Origin of the sequence: Serratia sp. Tan611, assembly GCF_905188235.1 — a bacterium.
Taxonomy (GTDB): domain Bacteria; phylum Pseudomonadota; class Gammaproteobacteria; order Enterobacterales; family Enterobacteriaceae; genus Serratia_B; species Serratia_B rhizosphaerae.
In genome coordinates this window covers 2,827,316-2,846,996 of sequence record NZ_LR994655.1, presented here as the reverse complement: position 1 = coordinate 2,846,996, position 19,681 = coordinate 2,827,316, and the positions used below count along the sequence as shown (strand labels likewise).

General features: G+C 57.5%; 17 protein-coding genes. 11 read left to right on the top strand and 6 right to left on the bottom strand.

What is annotated here, in order from left to right; translation table 11 throughout:
* The 7 genes from agaF to TAN611_RS13430 all read left to right on the top strand — a co-directional run bounded on the left by agaF (window position 1) and on the right by TAN611_RS13430 (window position 9,053).
* A complete protein-coding gene (gene agaF, locus TAN611_RS13460) occupies window positions 1-435 on the top strand; it encodes a PTS galactosamine/N-acetylgalactosamine transporter subunit IIA (protein WP_105231445.1) in 435 nt (144 codons plus the stop codon).
* Between the two features lie 85 nt (window positions 436-520).
* Complete coding sequence (locus tag TAN611_RS13455; protein WP_203066564.1) at window positions 521-1,675, top strand: SIS domain-containing protein; 1,155 nt, start codon at window positions 521-523, stop codon at window positions 1,673-1,675.
* 8 nt (window positions 1,676-1,683) lie between these two features.
* Window positions 1,684-2,562, top strand: coding sequence for a tagatose-bisphosphate aldolase subunit KbaY (gene kbaY, locus TAN611_RS13450; protein ID WP_105231443.1), 879 nt, complete (start codon window positions 1,684-1,686; stop codon window positions 2,560-2,562).
* 49 nt (window positions 2,563-2,611) lie between these two features.
* A complete protein-coding gene (locus TAN611_RS13445) occupies window positions 2,612-4,501 on the top strand; it encodes an enterotoxin (RefSeq protein WP_203066563.1) in 1,890 nt (629 codons plus the stop codon).
* Between the two features lie 480 nt (window positions 4,502-4,981).
* Window positions 4,982-5,440, top strand: a complete 459-nt coding sequence (locus tag TAN611_RS13440) for a (2Fe-2S)-binding protein (RefSeq protein WP_105231440.1) — start codon at window positions 4,982-4,984, stop codon at window positions 5,438-5,440.
* The gene (locus tag TAN611_RS13435; RefSeq protein ID WP_203066562.1) at window positions 5,437-7,674 is read left to right on the top strand and encodes a xanthine dehydrogenase family protein molybdopterin-binding subunit; all 2,238 of its coding nucleotides are present in this window, start codon (window positions 5,437-5,439) and stop codon (window positions 7,672-7,674) included. Before TAN611_RS13440 ends, TAN611_RS13435 begins: the two co-directional genes overlap by 4 nt.
* Before the next feature lie 26 nt (window positions 7,675-7,700).
* Complete coding sequence (locus tag TAN611_RS13430) at window positions 7,701-9,053, top strand: cytochrome c (RefSeq protein ID WP_203066561.1); 1,353 nt, start codon at window positions 7,701-7,703, stop codon at window positions 9,051-9,053.
* A gap of 69 nt (window positions 9,054-9,122) precedes the next feature.
* Here the strand turns inward: TAN611_RS13430 and ychF are convergent, their stop codons facing one another.
* Window positions 9,123-10,214, bottom strand: coding sequence for a redox-regulated ATPase YchF (gene ychF, locus TAN611_RS13425; protein ID WP_105231437.1), 1,092 nt, complete (start codon window positions 10,212-10,214; stop codon window positions 9,123-9,125).
* Window positions 10,215-10,569: 355 nt separating this feature from the next.
* On the opposite strand from ychF, the gene TAN611_RS13420 reads away from it, so the two are divergent.
* Together TAN611_RS13420 and TAN611_RS13415 are read left to right on the top strand one after the other, a co-directional pair.
* Window positions 10,570-12,045, top strand: coding sequence for a SulP family inorganic anion transporter (locus TAN611_RS13420; protein ID WP_105231436.1), 1,476 nt, complete (start codon window positions 10,570-10,572; stop codon window positions 12,043-12,045).
* A 204-nt stretch (window positions 12,046-12,249) separates the two neighbouring features.
* A complete protein-coding gene (locus TAN611_RS13415) occupies window positions 12,250-12,498 on the top strand; it encodes a hypothetical protein (protein WP_145961122.1) in 249 nt (82 codons plus the stop codon).
* Between the two features lie 11 nt (window positions 12,499-12,509).
* Here TAN611_RS13415 and pth read toward each other — a convergent pair whose 3' ends face one another.
* Window positions 12,510-13,100, bottom strand: a complete 591-nt coding sequence (gene pth, locus TAN611_RS13410) for an aminoacyl-tRNA hydrolase (RefSeq protein WP_105233394.1) — start codon at window positions 13,098-13,100, stop codon at window positions 12,510-12,512.
* A 310-nt stretch (window positions 13,101-13,410) separates the two neighbouring features.
* Between pth and ychH the strand changes: the two genes are divergently transcribed.
* On the top strand, window positions 13,411-13,689 hold the full coding sequence (gene ychH, locus TAN611_RS13405) for a stress-induced protein YchH (RefSeq protein WP_105231435.1): 279 nt from the start codon (window positions 13,411-13,413) through the stop codon (window positions 13,687-13,689).
* 171 nt (window positions 13,690-13,860) lie between these two features.
* Here ychH and prs read toward each other — a convergent pair whose 3' ends face one another.
* The 4 genes from prs to TAN611_RS13385 all read right to left on the bottom strand — a co-directional run bounded on the left by prs (window position 13,861) and on the right by TAN611_RS13385 (window position 17,853).
* Entirely contained in the window at window positions 13,861-14,808 is a 948-nt protein-coding gene (gene prs / locus TAN611_RS13400) for a ribose-phosphate diphosphokinase (RefSeq protein ID WP_015672655.1), read from the bottom strand.
* A gap of 178 nt (window positions 14,809-14,986) precedes the next feature.
* The gene (ispE, locus tag TAN611_RS13395) at window positions 14,987-15,847 is read right to left on the bottom strand and encodes a 4-(cytidine 5'-diphospho)-2-C-methyl-D-erythritol kinase (RefSeq protein WP_187044572.1); all 861 of its coding nucleotides are present in this window, start codon (window positions 15,845-15,847) and stop codon (window positions 14,987-14,989) included.
* Entirely contained in the window at window positions 15,844-16,467 is a 624-nt protein-coding gene (gene lolB, locus TAN611_RS13390) for a lipoprotein insertase outer membrane protein LolB (RefSeq protein WP_187044573.1), read from the bottom strand. The genes ispE and lolB overlap by 4 nt, the downstream gene beginning before the upstream one ends.
* A gap of 234 nt (window positions 16,468-16,701) precedes the next feature.
* The gene (locus TAN611_RS13385) at window positions 16,702-17,853 is read right to left on the bottom strand and encodes a porin (RefSeq protein WP_105233392.1); all 1,152 of its coding nucleotides are present in this window, start codon (window positions 17,851-17,853) and stop codon (window positions 16,702-16,704) included.
* Between the two features lie 557 nt (window positions 17,854-18,410).
* Here TAN611_RS13385 and hemA point away from each other — a divergent pair.
* Entirely contained in the window at window positions 18,411-19,673 is a 1,263-nt protein-coding gene (gene hemA / locus TAN611_RS13380; protein ID WP_105231432.1) for a glutamyl-tRNA reductase, read from the top strand.
* Window positions 19,674-19,681: the final 8 nt, after the last annotated feature.

Here is a 19,681-nt window from a genome sequence, read left to right as displayed (position 1 = left end):
ATGATAGGCATTATTCTTTGCGGCCACGGCGGCTTCGCCAGCGGGCTGGCGCGGGCGATGACGCAGATACTGGGCGAGCAGCCGCAGTTTATGGCGATCGATTTTACCGAAAGTTCGAGCACATCGCTGCTGACCGCACAGTTGGAGCAGGCGGTTGCGGCACTCGATGCGCACGAGGATCTGGTGTTTCTGACCGACCTGCTAGGGGGCACGCCGTTCCGCGTCGCGTCGACGCTGGCGATGCAGCAGCCGGGGCGGGAAGTGATTACCGGCACCAATCTGCAACTTTTGTTGGAGATGGTGCTGGAGCGTGAGGGGCTGAGCAGCGAAGCATTTCGCCGGCAGGCGCTGGCGTGCGGACGCCGCGGGTTGACCAGCCTGGCGGATGAGCTGGGGCGCTGCCGAGAGGAAAAGCCGCTGGAAGAGGGCATATAACCCACTGCATGCGAATAGCCCAAAACGTCATCAGGCGAAATGCCGCCACGCCCGATATTGATGTCACACGACTAAGGATGAAGTTATGCCACAAACCGAGACTTGCCCGACCGTTGCTACGGGCACCTGGACAGAAGCCGAGATCCGCCAGCAGCCGGCCAGTTGGCTACGGGCGTTAAATGCTATCGATAACCTGCGCCAGTCGCTTGAGCAGTTTCTTGCGCCGCTGCTATTGAATGAGGATTTACGCATTGTGCTGACCGGCGCCGGCACCTCGGCGTTTATCGGCGAGATTATCGCCCCCTGGCTGACGCGCTTTACGGGCAAGAATTTCAGCGCGTTGCCCACCACCGATCTGGTCACCAACCCGATGGACTACCTGAACGCCGCCCACCCGCTGCTGCTGGTCTCCTTTGGCCGCTCCGGTAACAGTCCGGAAAGCCTGGCGGCCATTGAGCTGGCGAATCAGCTTGTGCCGGAATGCCATCACCTGGTGATTACCTGTAATGAGGGCGGCAGCCTGTATCAAAACGCGCGTGACGACGGCAATGCCTTCGCACTGCTGATGCCGGCAGAAACGCACGATCGCGGTTTTGCCATGACCAGCAGCATCACCACCATGATGCTCAGCTGTCTGGCGGCGTTTGCGCCGGCGGTATTTAACGTCGGGGCGTTCCGCGACGTAGCCGAGCGCTGCCGCAGCATTCTGGCGTCGCTGGACGATGTCCGTGAGGGCGTGTTCGGCAGCCTGCCGTGGAAGCGCGTCGCCTACCTCGGCAGCGGCGGCCTGCAGGGGGCGGCGCGCGAAGCCGCGCTGAAAGTGCTGGAGCTGACCGCCGGCCGGCTGGCGGCGTTTTACGATTCGCCGGCCGGCTTCCGCCACGGCCCGAAATCGCTGGTGGATGACGAGACGCTGGTGGTGGTGTTTATTTCCAGTCATCCCTATACGCGGCGTTACGACCTGGATCTGCTGGCCGAGCTGCGGCGTGATAACCAGGCGATGCGCGTGCTGGCGATCGCGGCGGAGCCGGACGCGATGGTTGAGCAAGGCCCGCATATCCTGCTGCCGCCTTCACGCGGGTTCAACGATGTGGAGCTGGCGTTCTGTTTCCTGATGTATGCGCAGATGTTCGCACTGAGCGAATCGCTGAAAGCGGGCATCACGCCGGATACGCCTTCCGCCAGCGGCGCGGTAAACCGGGTGGTGCAGGGCGTGGTTATTCATGCATGGCAAGCGTAGGAGGCACCATGAGCATTATTTCCACCAAGTATCTGTTACTGGACGCGCAGGCCAACGGCTACGCCGTGCCGGCGTTCAATATTCATAATGCCGAGACTATTCAGGCAATTTTGGAAGTGTGCGCCGAACTGCGCTCGCCGGTGATTCTGGCGGGGACGCCCGGCACCTTCAGGCATATCGCCTTTGACGAGATCTATGCACTGTGCCGCGCCTATTCCGACAGCTACCGGATGCCGCTGGCGCTGCATCTCGACCACCATGAATCGCTGGACGATATCCGCCGCAAGGTGCAGGCCGGGGTACGCAGCGCGATGATCGACGGCAGCCATTTGCCGTTTGACGATAACGTCCGGCTGGTGGCGTCGGTGGTGGCGTATTGTCACCGTCATGACTGCAGCGTGGAGGCCGAGCTGGGCCGCCTGGGCGGCGTGGAGGATGATATGGCCACCGACGCAGAGCAGGCGTTTATGACCGATCCGCAGGAGGCGCGGCGCTTTGTGGAACAAACCGGCGTCGACAGCCTGGCCGTCGCCATCGGCACCGCACACGGCTTATACACCAAGCGGCCGAAGATTGATTTTCAGCGGCTGGCGGCCATTCGCGATGTGGTCAGCGTGCCGCTGGTGCTGCACGGCGCCAGCGATGTGCCGGACGACTTCGTGCGCCGGGCGATTGAACTCGGTGTCTGCAAAGTCAACATTGCCACCGAGCTGAAGATCGCCTTCGCCGGGGCGGTGAAGCAGTGGTTTGCCGATAACCCGCAGGGCAACGATCCCCGTTATTACCTGCGCGTGGGCATGGATGCAATGAAAGAGGTGGTCAGCAATAAAATCAGCCTGTGCGGCTCGGCGGGCCGCATCGGCGCGGAGACGGCGCTGACGGCGTAATGCGCCGTTATTACCGTTACCTTCGATAACAACAATAAGGACCTCTGGAATGAAGAAAGTCACCTGCGTGGCGCTGTTGGCGCTGCTGGTTGCCAACGGCGCGACCGCCGCGCAATATGCGCTCGACAATGAGAAGATTGCCGTAACCTTTGACGAGGGCAAATCGGCGCTGGCGATTAAAGATAAGGCCGGCGGAAGCCGGCTGGCGCCGCAGGAGCTGTTTTTTCTGACGTTGCCGGATGAAACGGTAATTCATGCTGCGGATTTCACGCTGAATAGCGTCAGCCAGCAGGGCGATGCGATCGTGCTGGCGTATACGCGCCCGGACTTCAACGTCAGCGTGACGCTTAACACGCTGCACGGCAAGTATGCCCGCATCGATTATAAGATTACGGCGCTGAAGCAGGCGCGCAGCGTGGCGAAGATCACGTTCTTCCCGACGAAGAAGCAGTCCCAGGCCCCGTATGTTGACGGTGCGATTAACAGTTCGCCGATTATCGCCGACTCATTCTTTATCATGCCGGAAAAACCGATCGTCAATACCTACGCCTACGAGGCCACCACCAACCTGAATGTGGAACTGGCGACGCCGATACAGCCGGAAACGCCGGTCAGCTATCGTATCTATTTCGGCACCTTCCCGCAGGTCGGCCAGCTGCGCCGCAGCGTCAACCAGTTCATTAATACGGTGCGCGCGCGGCCGTATCAGCCTTATCTGCACTACAACAGCTGGATGGATATCGGCTTTTTCACCACCTATACCGAACAGGATGTGCTGAAACGGATGGACGAGTGGGACAAAGCCTTTATCAGCGGGCGCGGCGTGAAGCTGGACGCGTTCTTGCTGGACGACGGCTGGGATGACCGCACCGGACGCTGGCTGTTCGGCCCGGCCTTCCGCCACGGCTTTGGCACGGTGAAAAAGAAAGCGGAAAGTCTGCACAGTTCGGTCGGCCTGTGGCTGTCGCCGTGGGGCGGCTATAACACACCGCGCGATATACGCGTCTCCCACGCCAAAGAGTACGGCTTTGAAACCGTTGACGGCAAGTTGGCGCTGTCCGGCCCGAACTACTTTAAGAATTTTAATCAGCAGATCGTCAAGCTGATCAAGAACGAGCATATCACCTCGTTCAAGCTGGACGGCATGGGCAACGCCAACGCGCATCTTGCCGGCAGCCCGTTCGCCTCGGATTTTGATGCTTCGATCGCGCTGCTGGACTCTATGCGCGCCGCCAATCCGAATCAGTTTATCAACCTGACCACCGGCACCAACGCCAGCCCGTCCTGGCTGTTTTATGCCGATTCCATCTGGCGGCAGGGGGATGATATCAATCTGTACGGTAAAGGTTCGCCGGTGCAGCGGTGGATGACCTACCGCGATGCGGAAACCTATCGCTCGATCGTCAGAAAAGGGCCGCTGTTCCCGCTGAATTCACTGATGTATCACGGCATTATCAGCGCGGAAAATGCCTACTACGGCCTGGAGAAAGTGCAGAGCGACGACGACTTTGACGACCAGGTGTGGAGCTTCTTCGCCACCGGTACGCAGCTGCAGGAGCTGTATATCACCCCGTCGATGCTGAACGACCATAAGTGGGATACGTTGGCGCAGGCGGCGACGTGGTCGCGGGATAATGCCGATGTGCTGGTCGATACCCACTGGATCGGCGGTGACCCGACGCGGCTGGAGGTATACGGTTGGGCGTCGTGGCAACCGGAGAAGGCGATTTTCGGCCTGCGTAATCCGCTGGATAAGCCGCAGGCCTATTACCTGAACCTGAGTAAAGACTTCGAAATCCCGCAGGGCGCCACCACCCGCTTTAGCCTGAAGCCGGTTTACGGCAACAATGCCACCTTCCCGCAGGCGTATCAGCAGGCGCTGGTGGTTACCCTGCAGCCGCTGGAAACGCTGGTGTTTGAGGCGACGCCGGTCAAATAGGCGCAGCTTAATTCCGACTAGTAAAAATCCACGCTGCGGCGTGGATTTTTACTATCGGCTCAGACCCGTTCGCCGCCAATCACCTCGCGGATGCGTTTGGCGATGTGCGCCACGTGGGTTTCCAATGCAAAGTGGCCGGTAACGCGTGTTCAGCGGTACAGGCCAATTCTCCCGTCCCTTATCCCCGACCTCCATTTCATGATGTCCGCGCCTTAAACAGCGCGGGCTGCGCTTCGGCCACGGGAAACGGCCTGGCGCGCTGACGCATCCGACGTAGCGATTTGTGAATTTTTTTCATAACCACATTGAGCAGGAAACTGTTAATTATTTGTCTAATATTTGTAAATATAAAAAGTCTTCTTCATCTCCGTCATTTTTCTGACGTACCCACCCTTATCAGCATTGCGGGGTAGCCATTGCCTGAGCCTGCAAGCTGAACAGCCGTCATTGTGAGCACTATTTTATCTGGAGCGGTTAGCGATGGAACTCGATATCAACAACAAGATTTATCAGACCGATGCGGACGCGGATACGCCGCTGTTATGGGTTATCCGCGACGATCTGGCCATGACCGGCACGAAATATGGCTGCGGCCTGGCGCAGTGCGGCGCCTGCGCGGTTATGGTGGACGGCCAGGCCGTGCGTTCCTGCGTGACGCCGCTGGAGACCGTCGCCGGGAAAAAAATTACCACTATTGAGGCGATCGAAAGTGATGACGTCGGCAAGCGCGTGGTGGCGGCGTGGGTTCGGCATCAGGTGCCGCAATGCGGTTATTGCCAGTCTGGCCAGGTGATGGCGGCAACCGCCTTGTTAAAGCATAACGCTCATCCTTCGGACGAGGAGATTGCTGCGGCGATGGTGAATTTATGCCGCTGCGGTACCTACAACGCTATCAGCGCCGCCATTCATGAGGTTGCGGGGGAGGGAGACAACGCATGAAACGACGCGATCACGATCTGACAGCTCTGGATGAGCAACCGGTTAACCTTTCACGGCGTCGTTTTCTGCTGGCCGGCGGCAGCCTTGCCGGCGCTTTGGTGCTGGGCGTCGGTTTGCCGATTGGGCAGAGCCGCGCTCAGGCGGCTGAAGCCGTTTTAGCGCCGGGGACGCGGGTGCCGGCATTCCTAGAAATCCGCCCCGACAGCTCGGTGAAATTCCTTTCGCCGTTTATCGAAGGCGGACAGGGGATATTTACCGCGATGGCGCAGATAGTCGGTGAGGAGCTGGATGCCGATCCGGCGACCTTTATCGTCGAGAATGCGCCTGCCGGTTCACAATATCAGGTGATGGAGGGAGGGATGCGCATCACCGGCGGCAGCCAGTCGGTGCGGGCCAGCTACACCACCATGCGTCGTCTCGGCGCGCTGGCGCGGCAGATGCTGCTGCAGGCAGCGGCGGCGGAGCTTTCCGTGCCGATTGACCAGCTGCAGACCGAGCCGGGACGGGTTATTCATGCGGCTTCCGGTCGTTCGCTGAGCTATGGCGAACTCGCCGCCCGCGCCCGCGATTTATCCGTACCGTCGCCGGATTCAGTGACGCTTAAAGATCCTGCCCGCTTCCGTTGGATCGGCAAACCGGTTCAGCGCCTCGATATGCATGAAAAGTCGACGGGCAAGGCCGTCTATACCATCGACTGCCGCGTTGACGACATGTTGCATGCCGCCGTCCAGCATGCGCCACGGCTTGGCTTGCATGCCGGCAAGTTGCGTAATGAAGATAAGGTCAAGGCGATGAAAGGCGTGCACTCGGTACATGTACTGCCGGGGGCGGTGGCCGTGGTGGCGGAGCGCTGGTGGCAGGCGAAACGCGCCGCCGAAGCGCTGCAGGTTGAGTGGCTGGAGCCAGATGCGCCGGACGGTAATTATATGCCTGCCGATTTCTCCTCTGAAGCGTTTGCCGCCGTGCTGGCGCAGGAGCCGGGCAAGGGCGAAAACGCGGAAGTGAAGGGTGATATTGCGCAGGGGATGTCAGCGGCGGAAACCACGCTGAACGCGACCTATCACAGCCAGTATCTCAATCATGCCCAGCTTGAGCCGCCTTCCGCGCTGGCGCGCTTTAATAACGACGGCACCCTGGAGCTGTGGATACCGAATCAGGCGCCGGAAATGTTTCAGGCCGACGTGGCTAAACGCACCGGACTCGCCCCTGAAAAAATCATTATCCATTCACCGCTGCTCGGCGGTTTCTTTGGCCGCCACTTTGTCTATGACACCGCGATGGTGTATCCGCAGGCCATTGCGCTGGCCAAAGCGGTTGGCCGGCCTATCAAGCTGATCTGGAGCCGGGAGGAGGAGTTTCTGCGCGACACCCACCGGCCAATGGCCGCGGTGCGTTTCCGTGCCGGGCTGGATGCGCAGGGCTACCCCGTGGCGCTGGAGGCGGTCAGCATCTGTGAAGGGCCGACAGAAGGGCAGGCAGGCAAACACGGCGAGCAGCTGGATCCCACGGCATTGGAAGGCTTGACGGGTAAAGCGTATGCCATTCCCAACGTGCGTATCGCGCAGATCTATAAAAAGGGGCCGGTCAAGCTGGGCTACTGGCGCTCGGTGGGCAACTCAATGAATGATTTTCTCTATGAGTGTTTCCTCGATGAGATCGCCGATAAGAGCAAGCTGGATCCTTTCGCCTTGCGACTGCATTTGTTGAAGGGGAATCAACGGCTGACGACGTTGCTCAACACGGTGGCGGAGATGTCCGGCGGCTGGCAGGCCGGCCCTTATACCGCGTCTGACAGCAGCCGCCGGGCGCGTGGGGTGGCGATGGCCTCGCCGTTTGGCTCTGAGGCGGCGGCCATTGCCGAGGTTTCCATCGAGAATGGTCAGGTTAGGGTGCATCAGGTCTGGGAGGCGATCGATCCCGGCAGCATTGTTAATCCGGCAATCATTGAGGCGCAGGTCAATAGTGCGGTTGCCCTTGGGCTATCTCAGGTGCTGCTAGAAGAGAGCGTGTATGAAAAAGGCCAGCCGGTCGCGCGCAATTACGATATGTACCCGATTCTGCCGCCCTCGCGCATGGCGCCGGTGCAGGTACGCATTGTGGAGAGCGGCGCCAAAATGGGCGGCATTGGTGAGCCGCCACTGCCCGCCATACCGCCGGCCGTGGCGAACGCCGTCTCCCGCTTGACCGGCGAGCGGATCCGCTCCATGCCGCTGTCACGTTTTAACTTCAGCTGAGCCGCAGGCGCTTAAGGGAAAGAATCATGAAACTGAAAAGGCTCGGCCTGATAGTGGCCGGTTTGGTGGGCGTCGCCGCGGTGGCGACCGTGTGGCTGCTGCGTACGCCTGCTTCAACGTTTGATCATGAGCCGACGGACACGTCGGCAATCTCAGCCGATCTGATTCGCCAGGGGGAGTATGTCGCCCGGCTCGGCGACTGTGTGGCATGCCACAGCACGCCGGACGGCGCGCCTTTCAGCGGTGGCCTGGCGATGGCGACGCCGGTAGGGAAAATCTACACCACCAACATTACGCCTGATGACGAGACCGGCATCGGGCGCTACACGCTGGCCGATTTCGATCGCGCGGTGCGCCACGGCGTCGCACGTGACGGCCATCGCCTGTACCCAGCCATGCCGTTTCCTTCTTACCAGAAGCTGAGCGATGAGGACGTGGCGGCGCTGTATGCCTTTATGATGCAGGGCGTTAAACCGGTATCCCGCCAGAATAGCCCGACAGAAATTCCGTGGCCGCTGAATATGCGCTGGCCGCTGGCGCTGTGGAGCGCGGCGTTTTCCCGCGGCGGGCCTTATCAGGCGCAGGAGAGCCAGGACGAACAGTGGAACCGTGGCGCGTATCTGGTGGAGGGGCCGGGGCATTGCGGCAGTTGCCATACGCCGCGCGGGCTGGCCTTTAATGAGAAGGCGCTGGACGCCGGCAGCCAGGAGTATCTGGCCGGCGCGCTGCTGGACGGCTGGTATGCGCCAAGTCTGCGTAACGATGCCAATACCGGCATCAGCCGCTGGAGCGAAGAGGACGTTGTGACATTCCTTAAGCAGGGGCGCAACCAGCATGCCGTGGTGTTCGGCTCAATGACCGATGCGTTCAACAACTCAACCCAGTTTATGAGCGATGACGATCTGCGCGCGATCGCCCACTATCTGAAGGCGTTGCCGGCCGGCAGTAATAACAGCGGCAACGCCTGGCGATATCCGCAAAGAGAAGCCTCAGCTGCTGCGCCGGGCGGCAGCGGGAGTCATCCCGGCAGGCAGACCTATATGGCGCGCTGCAGCAGCTGCCACGGTGCGGATGGTCGCGGTCAGGCGCCGTGGATCCCGCCGCTGGCCGGCGCGACGTCAATGCAGGTTGATGCGTCGTCTTCCATCAACGTGGTGCTGAACGGCTCCGCGCGTATTGTGGCCGACGGCGTGCCGGATGCCTACCGTATGCCGCCGTACCGTAAACAGCTTACCGACCAGCAGACCGCCGACGTACTTAACTTTATTCGTACCTCATGGGGGAATCAGGGCGCGGAGACGGATGCCAAGGCGGTAGGGGAGCTGCGCGAGAAAACCGATCCCGCCAGCAGCAACGTTATTATCCTGCAGATGCGTTAAGGACGAGCGGTGATGATGAATAAAAAAACCACGCGTTAGCGTGGTTTTTTTATGGGGAGAGGTTATCTATCAGACGTTAAACAGGAAGTTCATTACGTCGCCGTCTTTGACGATGTACTCTTTACCTTCAGAGCGCATCTTGCCGGCTTCTTTCGCGCCTTGCTCGCCCTTGTAGGTAATGAAGTCGTCAAAGGCGATGGTCTGCGCGCGGATAAAGCCCTTCTCGAAGTCGGTGTGGATCTTGCCGGCTGCCTGCGGTGCGGTAGCGCCGACCGGGATGGTCCAGGCGCGCACTTCTTTGACGCCGGCGGTGAAGTAGGTCTGCAGGTTCAGCAACTGGTAACCGGCACGGATCACGCGGTTCAGGCCCGGCTCTTCCAGACCCAGTTCGGCCATAAACTCGTCGCGCTCTTCATCATCCAGTTCGGCAATGTCGGATTCAACGGCGGCACAGACGGCGACCACCACGGAGCCTTCGCCGGCGGCGATTTCACGCACTTTGTCGAGGTATGGGTTGTTTTCAAAGCCGTCTTCGTTCACGTTGGCGATGTACATGGTCGGCTTCAGCGTCAGGAAGCTCAGGTAGCGGATGGCTGCTTTCTCTTCCGCGCTCAGATCCAGCGCGCGCAGCATGCCGGCGTTTTCCAGGTGTGGCAGGCATTTTTCCAATGCGGCCAGCTCTGCCTTGGCGTCTTTATCGCCGCCTTTGGCTTTCTTCTGGATGCGGTGCATGGCGCGTTCACAGGTATCCAGGTCGGACAGCGCCAGCTCGGTGTTGATCACATCAATATCCGATGCCGGATCGACCTGGCCGGAAACGTGAATGATGTTGTCGTTTTCAAAGCAGCGCACCACGTGGCCGATTGCTTCGGTTTCGCGGATGTTGGTCAGGAACTGGTTACCCAGGCCTTCGCCTTTGGAGGCGCCTTTCACCAGGCCCGCGATATCGACGAATTCCATGGTGGTCGGCAGGATGCGCTGGGGTTTGACGATCTCGGCCAACTGGTCCAGACGCGGATCGGGCATCGGAACCACACCGGTGTTCGGTTCAATGGTGCAGAACGGGAAGTTGGCTGCTTCGATACCCGCTTTGGTCAACGCGTTGAACAGGGTGGATTTGCCTACGTTTGGCAGGCCGACGATACCGCATTTGAATCCCATGTTGTTATCACCTTAAATATCTTAACTAACAACCAGTTAGCATTAACTGGCCGCATAAAGGGCAGAATAATTGCGTCATTATACACGTAATGCGCATCTATCACGATCCCGGCGTGAGGGCGGAGAGCTTTGCTTACGAAGTTTGTGTTGAGATCTTGCTCACGTTTCAACATACTGTTTACTATCTTTAACCAACAGGAAACGCGCGGATGTACTTCTTGCTTACTCCACCCTGAGTTTTCCCGCCCGCTTACTCTCTCTGTAACAGCATTGGCCTTGCGCCGGCGCTGATGTTTTTTGCTGCCTGCATCAGGCATGCACTGTTTTTTGCAATCTCAGACTATCTGGAAAATTTATGCTTAACCTGAGCAACTTCAGGCTGGCGGACGTCAAGAATGAAGTCCTGGCCGGCTTTGTTGTCGCGGTATCCATGATCCCGGAAGCCGTCGGCTTCTCCCTGGTCGCCGGGCTGTCGCCCATCGTCGGCCTGCATACCGCATTTATTATCGGCCTGACCACGGCGCTGTTCGGCGGTAAACCCGGCATGGTGTCCGGCGCGGCCGGCTCCATCGTGGTGGTGTTAATGAGCCTGGCGGCCCAGCACGGGATGGATTACGTGCTGTGGGCGACCATTTTTGCCGGCGTGATTCAAATCCTGATCGGCATTTTCCGCCTGGGGAAATTTATTCGTCTGGTACCGCTGCCGGCGATTCATGGCTTCGTCAACGGCCTGGCGATCGTTATTATGCTGGCGCAGCTGCATATGGTCGCCGGGCAGGGGCCGCTGATGTACGGCCTGGTGCTGCTGGCGATTCTGGTGGTGGTATTCTTCCCGCGTCTGACCAAGGCGATCCCGGCATCTTTGGCGGCGCTGATCGTGGTGTCGGCGCTGGCGATCGGGTTTGGACTGAATACGCTGCGGGTGGGGGATTTGGCGGATATCTCCGGCAGTCTGCCGCACTTTAGCCTGCCGATGGCGCCGTTTACGCTCGATATGTTGAAGGTGGTGCTGCCATACGCCGTGATTATCGCGCTGGTCGGTTTGATTGAATCGCTGTTGACCATGACGGTGCTGGATGAAATGGGCAACAGTAAAGGCAACGGCAACCGTGAAAGCATCGCCCAGGGGGCAGGGAATACTATTTGCGGGCTGTTTGGCTGCTTTGCCGGTTGTGCGATGATCGGCCAGTCGATCATCAACTTCACCTCCGGCGGCCGTGGCCGCATCTCTGCAGCGGTTGGCGCTATTTTGCTGATTCTGTTTGTGGTCAGCCTGTCATCCTACATCGGTTATATTCCCGTTGCCGCGCTGGCCGGCATTATGCTGGTGGTGTGCTATAACACCTTCGAGTGGAGTTCGCTGCGCCGCTTAAAAAGAATGCCGAAAGAAGACGCCTTTATTCTGCTGACCGTCACCGTTATTACGGTATTTGCAGATTTGGCCGTGGCGGTTATCAGCGGTGTCATTATTTCGGCGTTGGTCTTTGCCTGGAAACAGGCAAAAATATCTATCCGCGATAAAAAAGAAGAAAACAACACCGTTGTTTATTCTTTAGCGGGGCCGCTCTTTTTCGGATCCACGACGGACTTTGCCGAGCTCTTTGACCCTGCACACGATCCGGCGTTGGTTATTTTAGACTTTGCACAGACCCGGGTGATGGATTCCAGCGGCGTAGAGGCGATTGATAAGCTCACGGCGCGCTACCTGGCCGCCGGCAAGACGGTGCGTCTGCGTCATCTAAGCGCTGACTGCGTCAGTCTGCTGAAGCAGGCCGGTCCGTTCTGTCTTCATGAATTGGACGATCCCACCTATCGCGTTGCCGCAGACTAAAATATCAAACCCCAATAATAAAGATTATTGGGGTTTCTCTAAGTATTATCTAATTAAAAAATAATCATATTCCATTTATTAGTTCTACGTATCTAAACTTTTTTGTAAAGTTTTGCTTGTGCTTTATTGTTGTATTTACTGAGCCGCTTACCTCATATTTAAATTGTTTTGGCGTGTGGGAGGATATCAAGGAGGATAGTTTAAATGAATGGGATTTTAATTTATATAGCGCCAAGTTTATCAATATTGTCATTGCTTTCTTTTTCACTGCACAGTCGTAATATGCTGAGAAAAAAGCCTGTGCAGCGTCATTGGTTAAAGAAAAAGCGTCGTTCCGTCCGCAGGCGTTTAGGCCTCACCTGTCTGACGCCATATTGCCAGTTGCCTCAGGCGGCAAATGGCGGCGGAGCGGGAGGAGGAAAAACCAGGCTACATGGCAATCATGCAGCCTGAAAGGAGGGGCTTCAGTTACCGGCTTTAAATGCATGCAGACGGTTCATGGCCTTGGTCATACCGTCTTTTAACAGCACTTCGGTGCAGCGCAGCGACTCGTCGATTGCTTCATCGATCAGGTTCTGTTCGCTGGCCGGCGGTTTGCCCAGTACGAATCCCACGACTTTGTTGCGGTCGCCCGGATGACCGATGCCAATACGCAGACGATAAAAGTTCGGGTTGTTCGCCATCTTGCTCTGAATATCTTTTAAGCCGTTATGACCGCCGTTGCTGCCGCCCAGTTTTAACTTGGCGACGCCCGGCGGCAAATCAAGCTCATCATGAGCGACCAGGATTTCATCTGGCTGGATGCGATAGAACGACGCCATGGCCGCCACGGCCTTACCGCTCAAATTCATAAACGTGGTTGGCACCAACAGCCGGACGTCGTTTCCGGCCAGGTTCAGGCGTGCGGTATAGCCGAAGAATTTGCCTTCTTCTTTCAACGCCTGGTTATGGCGTTGCGCCAGTTGATCTACGTACCAGGCGCCTGCATTGTGGCGCGTTTGCGCATATTCGGCGCCGGGGTTGGCCAGGCCGACAATCAATTTGATACTGCTCACGGAGAGATTCACTATGCTCAAAATAATGGAAAGGGCATTAGTCTACCTTCCGTTGCGCCGAATGACAAAACACGTCGTGTTCGGTAATAAACGACAGCCCTTTACTTTGAAAAGTGAATAATGCACACGGGTTATAGTTCAACTTTATAGCTAGTTGCTGCTTCTAAAGTAAAGATTTGTCAGTGTTAATTACACATCTGTGATCGCCAACGCAATACCCTTGCCCCGGGAGTGTCTATAATTAATTCATCGCAGGGAGTTAACAATGACTTATTCATCCCGCTGGCATTTAGCGCTATGGAGGTGACATATGAAACGTAAAAACGCGGATGTGATGGGTAACGCTCTGATGGGGCTTGGGCTGTTGGTGATGATTGGCGGCGTTGGCTATTCCATTGTCGCCGAGGTCTCTCAGTTCAATTTACCGCAGTTTTTCTCCCACGGAGCGATATTCAGTATCTTTATCGGCGCCTTGCTGTGGCTGGCCGGCGCGCGTATCGGCGGACGTGAACAGGTTGCGGATCGTTATTGGTGGGTAAAACATTTTGATAAGCGTTGCCGCAATAGCCATCATCGTTCATCGCATTAGTCATTACGTCAGGGAGACAGAGGGGCACAGGTACTGTGACGCGTAACCAGGTTTAACGCTATGAGCGCTTTAAAATAGAAAACCCGTTGTTGCCGAGGCGCCAACGGGTTTTTCTTTTACTGCGTCTGACCATGTTCAACGGCGGCGCGGAATGCCCGCGCCGACGGAGAATTAATGTTCGAACATCGCAGAGATTGACTCTTCATTGCTGATACGGCGGATAGCTTCAGCCATCATGCCGGACAGGGTCAGCGTACGTACGTTTTTCAGTGCCTTGATTTCTGGTGACAGCGGGATGGTGTCGCAGACGATCACTTCATCAATCACGGAATTCTTGATGTTGTCTACGGCGTTGCCGGAGAAGATCGGGTGCGTCGCGTAGGCGAATACGCGCTTGGCACCGCGTTCTTTCAACGCTTCAGCCGCTTTACACAAGGTGCCGCCGGTATCGATCATGTCATCGACCAGAATGCAATCGCGGCCGGCAACGTCACCGATGATGTGCATCACCTGAGAAACGTTGGCGCGTGGGCGACGTTTATCAATAATGGCCATATCGGTATCGTTGAGCAGCTTGGCAATTGCACGTGCGCGCACGACGCCGCCGATATCCGGAGAAACAACGATCGGGTTTTCCAGGTTCTGCTGCAGCATATCTTCAAGCAGAATCGGGCTGCCGAAGACGTTATCAACCGGTACATCGAAGAAGCCTTGGATCTGTTCAGCATGCAAATCCACGGTCAGCACGCGGTCAACCCCGACGCTGGACAGGAAGTCGGCAACCACTTTAGCGGTGATTGGCACACGCGCGGAGCGAACGCGACGGTCCTGACGGGCATAGCCGAAGTAGGGGATAACGGCGGTGATGCGGCCTGCAGAAGCGCGCCGCAGGGCATCGACCATGACAACCAGTTCCATCAGGTTGTCATTGGTGGGAGCGCAGGTGGACTGGATGATGAAAATATCACCACCGCGTACATTTTCGTTGATTTGCACGCTCACTTCGCCGTCGCTAAAACGACCTACAGCGGCGTCACCAAGGCTGGTGTACAAACGGTTGGCAATACGTTGTGCTAGTTCCGGGGTGGCGTTACCAGCAAAAAGCTTCATATCAGGCACGAGAAGAACCTCAGGCTTGCGTCCAGAGAAGATGCTATTGACAGTCGGCCAGCACAGGGGGCTGTTGAGCATGGCTGACGCAATAGACATACGGGTATGTAAAACTATGAGGCGTAGTAGCGCAGGGATACAGGGCCGAATAAAACGGGCCCTGCGCAACGAAACGTCGAGCTACGACTCAAATTTGCCCGGAACGGGTACGATGTAGTGGTGAAATGTTAACGCCACGCGCTACAAAACCACGCAACCACGCCGGGGCTTGATTTAACACCTGGCGGGCTTCGGACTCGGTGTTGAACTCTGCAAACACACAAGCACCTGTGCCGGTCAGGCGTGACGGCGCGTATTGTAACAGCCAAGAAAGAAGCTGTTCAACCTCGCGAAAACGTTTTCTTGCGATCGGTTCGCAATCATTGGCGTACGGTAATTGAAACAGTTCATTTAGCGTGCGCACCGGCGTATCCCTTTTCAGTTCGGCATCGCCGAAAATCAGCGGTGTAGGAATACTGACGCCGGGGTGGGCGACCAGGTACCATTTTTCCTGCGGATCGGCAGGCTGCAGCCGTTCGCCGATGCCCTCGGCGAACGCGGCGTGGCCGCGCACGAACACCGGCACGTCGGCGCCGAGGCTCAGACCCAGTTCGGCCAGCCGTTCGTCGCTAAGGCCGCACTGCCACAGGCTGTTCAGCGCCACCAGCACCGTCGCCGCGTTTGATGAGCCGCCGCCCAGGCCGCCGCCCATCGGCAGAACTTTCTCAACCCGGATGTCGGCGCCGCGCGGCGGGGTGGCGATCTGCTGTTCATCACAGTAACGCTGCAGCAGGCGGGCGGCGCGTACGATCAGGTTGTGCTCATCCTCAACGCCGTCAACCGGCGTCAGCAGGCAGATTTTATCATCCTGACGCGGAGTGATGGTCAGCGTGTCGCCGTAATCAAGGAATTGAAACAGTGTCTGCAGCTGATGGTAGCCGTCTGCGCGACGGCCGGTGATATATAAAAACAGGTTTAACTTTGCCGGCGAGGGCCACTGCTGAATCATTTGAGCGTCCAGTTATCCATTTTCAGCTTGATGCGTTGGTCGCCCTGCTGCAGCTCCAGACGGCTCGGCAACTGGGGCTGAATATCGCTGTTATAGTCCTGATAGCTGACTTTCCAGCTCAGGCCTTCCTGCTGGTAATTCAGTTTGCTCAGGCGGTAGCGGTCATCCAGGGTAAAGTCGGTCGCTTCTCCGGGCAGGCCGAGCATCCACTGACGCAGATTATTCATCGGAATCGCCATGCCGGTCATCTTACGGATCATCTCCTCGGCATTGTCGCTGACGTAGCGTTTGCCCTGATTATCGGTCAGCTGCACCACGTTTTTCTGCACGTTCAGCTCCAGCTCGGTGCTGCCGAGCGGGTTGGTCAGCAGCAGACGGTAGCGATCCGGCGAATATTGCTGCCAGAAGAAGCGGGCGTAGACTTTTTTGCTGTCGGAAAGATAGGCGAAAGCGCCGCGGGTCTGATACTGGTTTAACTGCTGCACCGCTTGCTCATGGGCTCGCCACTCAGGAGACGTCGGGCTGGTGGCCGGGCCGGTCGGTCTGGTGGTGGTACAGGCCGCCAGCACCAGGCTGGCCAGCGGGATAAGGCGTAGCAAACTGACTTTGCGGATAGGCATAACGATTTTTTGTCCTTTTGTCCTGGCGGGCTGACGTGACGCCACCCATTTTTGCCACCACGCTAACGGCACAGGCGCGCAGCGTCAATATTATGATTCAGCGCGTCGGCGTCAGGGCGGACGAATGTTCATAGTGTACGCGGAGATAGGGGGAAGGATGTAGCAAGAAGATGAAAAATGCGGTTTTTTCTCAGAAAACGGGGCGCCGCGCCGGCAAGGCGGGCGCCCGTACGATCAGAAGTCGTAACGCAGACGTACGACGGTCATATCGCCAAGGTTGTCGGTGCTGGAGGTGAACACGTGTTCCACATCGGTACGGAAGCCGTAGTCGAACTGGAAGGTGACGCCCAGACCGTTATCGATACGCTGATAGTTGCGGCCGCTGACGTATTCCAGGCGGTCGCCCATCACATAAGGGGTGACGGATTTCAGCGCATACTGGCCGACCGGTGCGGTGTAGCCGGCGTAGTATTCAATACCCCAGGCGTCGCCGGCGAAGTAATTGTGCACGTCGGTCTGCTTGGTGGTCAGGAAGTTATTGTACCAGCCGCCGCCGAAGCTGAAGGTCCAGTTGTCAGGTTTCCAGCTCAGCGCCGTGCCCAGGATGTTCTGGTCGTAGGTTTTGCTGTCTCCGCCGGTCGGATCGCGCATTTCCGCACGGGTGTAGTTCCACGCGGTGCCCCAGGTCAGGTCGCGGGTCAGATGGTAATCGACGCCCAGTGAGCCGCCGCCTTTGCGCTTATAACGCAGGCCGTTGCCCGGCAGGTAGTCGCTGTCGCTGAACAGGTAAGAGGCGTAGACGTCGGCATCACCGAAGGTCTTCTTGTACTTCAGCATTTTGCGGGAACGGTAAGAGCCGTCGTAGTCGCCGTTGATGCCGTTGCCCGGCGCCTGGGCGAGCATGTCGTAATCCCAGATATCGGTTTTGGCGCCGACCACATCATAGTAAACGCTGTTTTGCTGGCCGAAAGTCAACTGGCCCCAGGTATTGCTCTTCAGGCCGGTGTACAGCATGCGGCGGCTGGTGTTGTTGGCGCCGTCGGCGTAGTGGTTGTCCCAGTCAAACAGCGCCGGGATGTTGACGCCCAGTTCGTAGTAGCTGATCCAGCTGATGTCATCGAACAGGTAGTAGTCAGCGGCAAAGCGGAAGCGGGTGCCGCCGTCAAAGCCGTTGCGTTTGTAAGAGCCTTTATCGCCGTCGCCGGTCATCATATTGAACTGTGGACGGATGCTGCCGCCGACGGTGAAGTTGAGACGGCTCAGCGGATCGCCGGCCTGCGGATCCTGTTTCAGTAAGGTGATTTCTGCCTGCGCGGCAAAGGCGGTGCAGCCAGCTATCAGACCAACGGCCACGCCGCGGGCTAAACGACTAATTTTATGTGCCATATCCATACCTGCTTTTTATATTTATACAATTTTTTAATTCCGACGAATGGTTCGCACCGATGCTCAAACCACCCGCGGCGTCCTTTATATAATGCATTATCACTTCGGGCGCCGATGTTATCGGGGCTGAACGGATAAACCGATATTATTCGCTATGTACGAATTTATACGGCGCGGAATTATGCGAACAGGCGGACAGAAATTCAATAATAACAATTGGGAAGGTTGCCAGTGGTTATAATCATAACCAACTATTGATTAATATCCGTACAGGTTCAGCGCAGGAGCGCCATGGCGCGGCGAGTTTTATCTGGCCGGCAAAAAGCGCTAAACTACACATAACACGCGATCGTTACCTGATTTAATCGGCCAGCGGCGTCGGTTCTTTAGTTTTGATCGTCATTATAAATTAATGGTTTGTTTTTAAGCGGTTGTTTGATGTGTGCCGACGATGGCAGCGATTGGGCGTAAGATGCGCTTGTTGCTTTTATTGATGCCGCGCATCAAGTAGAATGCCGTCAACGAAACCCGTACCAACAGAAGTATTACTTGAAGCAATGACCCTGCTTGCCTTAGGCATTAACCACAAAACCGCACCGGTTGCTTTGCGGGAAAAAGTCACCTTTTCTCCAGAGAGCATTGACCAGGCGCTCAATAGTCTGCTCCAGCAGCCGCTGGTGCAGGGCGGCGTCGTGTTGTCCACCTGTAACCGCACCGAGCTGTACCTCAGCGTGGAGCAGCAGGAGCACATTCACGAGCAACTGGTGGCCTGGCTGTGTGAATACCATCAGCTGAGCCCGGAAGAGGTGAAAAAGAGCCTGTACTGGCATCACGGTAATGATGCGGTCAGCCACCTGATGCGCGTTGCCAGCGGTCTGGACTCACTGGTGCTGGGCGAACCGCAGATTCTTGGCCAGGTGAAAAAAGCCTTTGCCGAGTCCCAACGTGAGCAGTCGCTGTCCGGTGAGCTGGAGCGCCTGTTCCAAAAGTCCTTCTCCGTCGCCAAGCGCGTGCGTACCGAAACCGAGATTGGCGCCAGCGCCGTGTCCGTGGCGTTTGCCGCCTGTACGCTGGCGCGCCAGATTTTCGAGTCGTTGGCGGATCTGAACGTGTTGCTGGTGGGCGCGGGCGAAACCATTGAGCTGGTTGCGCGTCATCTGCGGGAACATCAGGTCAAGCATATGATCATCGCCAACCGTACCCGCGAGCGGGCGCAACTGCTGGCGGATGAAGTCGGCGCCGAGGTGATTACGCTGCCGGAAATTGACGCGCGCCTGGCCGATGCTGACATCATTATCAGTTCGACGGCCAGTCCTCTGCCGATCATCGGCAAAGGCATGGTTGAGCGGGCGCTGAAGGCGCGCCGCAATCAGCCGATGCTGCTGGTGGACATCGCCGTTCCGCGCGATATCGAGCCGGAGGTCGGCAAGCTGGCGAACGCCTATCTGTACAGCGTTGACGACCTGCATGCGATTATTCAGAACAACCTGGCGCAGCGTAAGGCGGCGGCAGTGCAGGCGGAATCCATCGTTCAACAGGAAAGCACCAATTTTATGGCCTGGCTGCGCTCGCAGGGTGCGGTGGAAACCATTCGCGACTACCGCTCGCAGGCCGATCAGATCCGCAGCGAAATGGAAGCCAAAGCGTTAGCGGCCATCGCGCAGGGTGCCAATGTGGAGCAGGTGATCCATAAATTGGCCCATAATCTGACCAATCGTCTTATTCATGCCCCTACCAAATCCCTCCAGCAGGCTGCCGGCGACGGCGATGTGGAGCGGTTACAAATATTACGCGACAGCCTCGGGCTGGATCAGCACTAGTTTCTCTC

Bases quoted from the DNA above. Each gene is read 5' to 3' on its own strand.
- agaF (WP_105231445.1), top strand. From the start codon at position 1: ATGATAGGCATTATTCTTTGCGGCCACGGCGGCTTCGCCAGCGGGCTG.
- TAN611_RS13455 (WP_203066564.1), top strand. From the start codon at position 521: ATGCCACAAACCGAGACTTGCCCGACCGTTGCTACGGGCACCTGGACA.
- kbaY (WP_105231443.1), top strand. From the start codon at position 1,684: ATGAGCATTATTTCCACCAAGTATCTGTTACTGGACGCGCAGGCCAAC.
- TAN611_RS13445 (WP_203066563.1), top strand. From the start codon at position 2,612: ATGAAGAAAGTCACCTGCGTGGCGCTGTTGGCGCTGCTGGTTGCCAAC.
- TAN611_RS13440 (WP_105231440.1), top strand. From the start codon at position 4,982: ATGGAACTCGATATCAACAACAAGATTTATCAGACCGATGCGGACGCG.
- TAN611_RS13435 (WP_203066562.1), top strand. From the start codon at position 5,437: ATGAAACGACGCGATCACGATCTGACAGCTCTGGATGAGCAACCGGTT.
- TAN611_RS13430 (WP_203066561.1), top strand. From the start codon at position 7,701: ATGAAACTGAAAAGGCTCGGCCTGATAGTGGCCGGTTTGGTGGGCGTC.
- ychF (WP_105231437.1), bottom strand. From the start codon at position 10,214: ATGGGATTCAAATGCGGTATCGTCGGCCTGCCAAACGTAGGCAAATCC.
- TAN611_RS13420 (WP_105231436.1), top strand. From the start codon at position 10,570: ATGCTTAACCTGAGCAACTTCAGGCTGGCGGACGTCAAGAATGAAGTC.
- TAN611_RS13415 (WP_145961122.1), top strand. From the start codon at position 12,250: ATGAATGGGATTTTAATTTATATAGCGCCAAGTTTATCAATATTGTCA.
- ychH (WP_105231435.1), top strand. From the start codon at position 13,411: ATGAAACGTAAAAACGCGGATGTGATGGGTAACGCTCTGATGGGGCTT.
- ispE (WP_187044572.1), bottom strand. From the start codon at position 15,847: ATGATTCAGCAGTGGCCCTCGCCGGCAAAGTTAAACCTGTTTTTATAT.
- lolB (WP_187044573.1), bottom strand. From the start codon at position 16,467: ATGCCTATCCGCAAAGTCAGTTTGCTACGCCTTATCCCGCTGGCCAGC.
- TAN611_RS13385 (WP_105233392.1), bottom strand. From the start codon at position 17,853: ATGGCACATAAAATTAGTCGTTTAGCCCGCGGCGTGGCCGTTGGTCTG.
- hemA (WP_105231432.1), top strand. From the start codon at position 18,411: ATGACCCTGCTTGCCTTAGGCATTAACCACAAAACCGCACCGGTTGCT.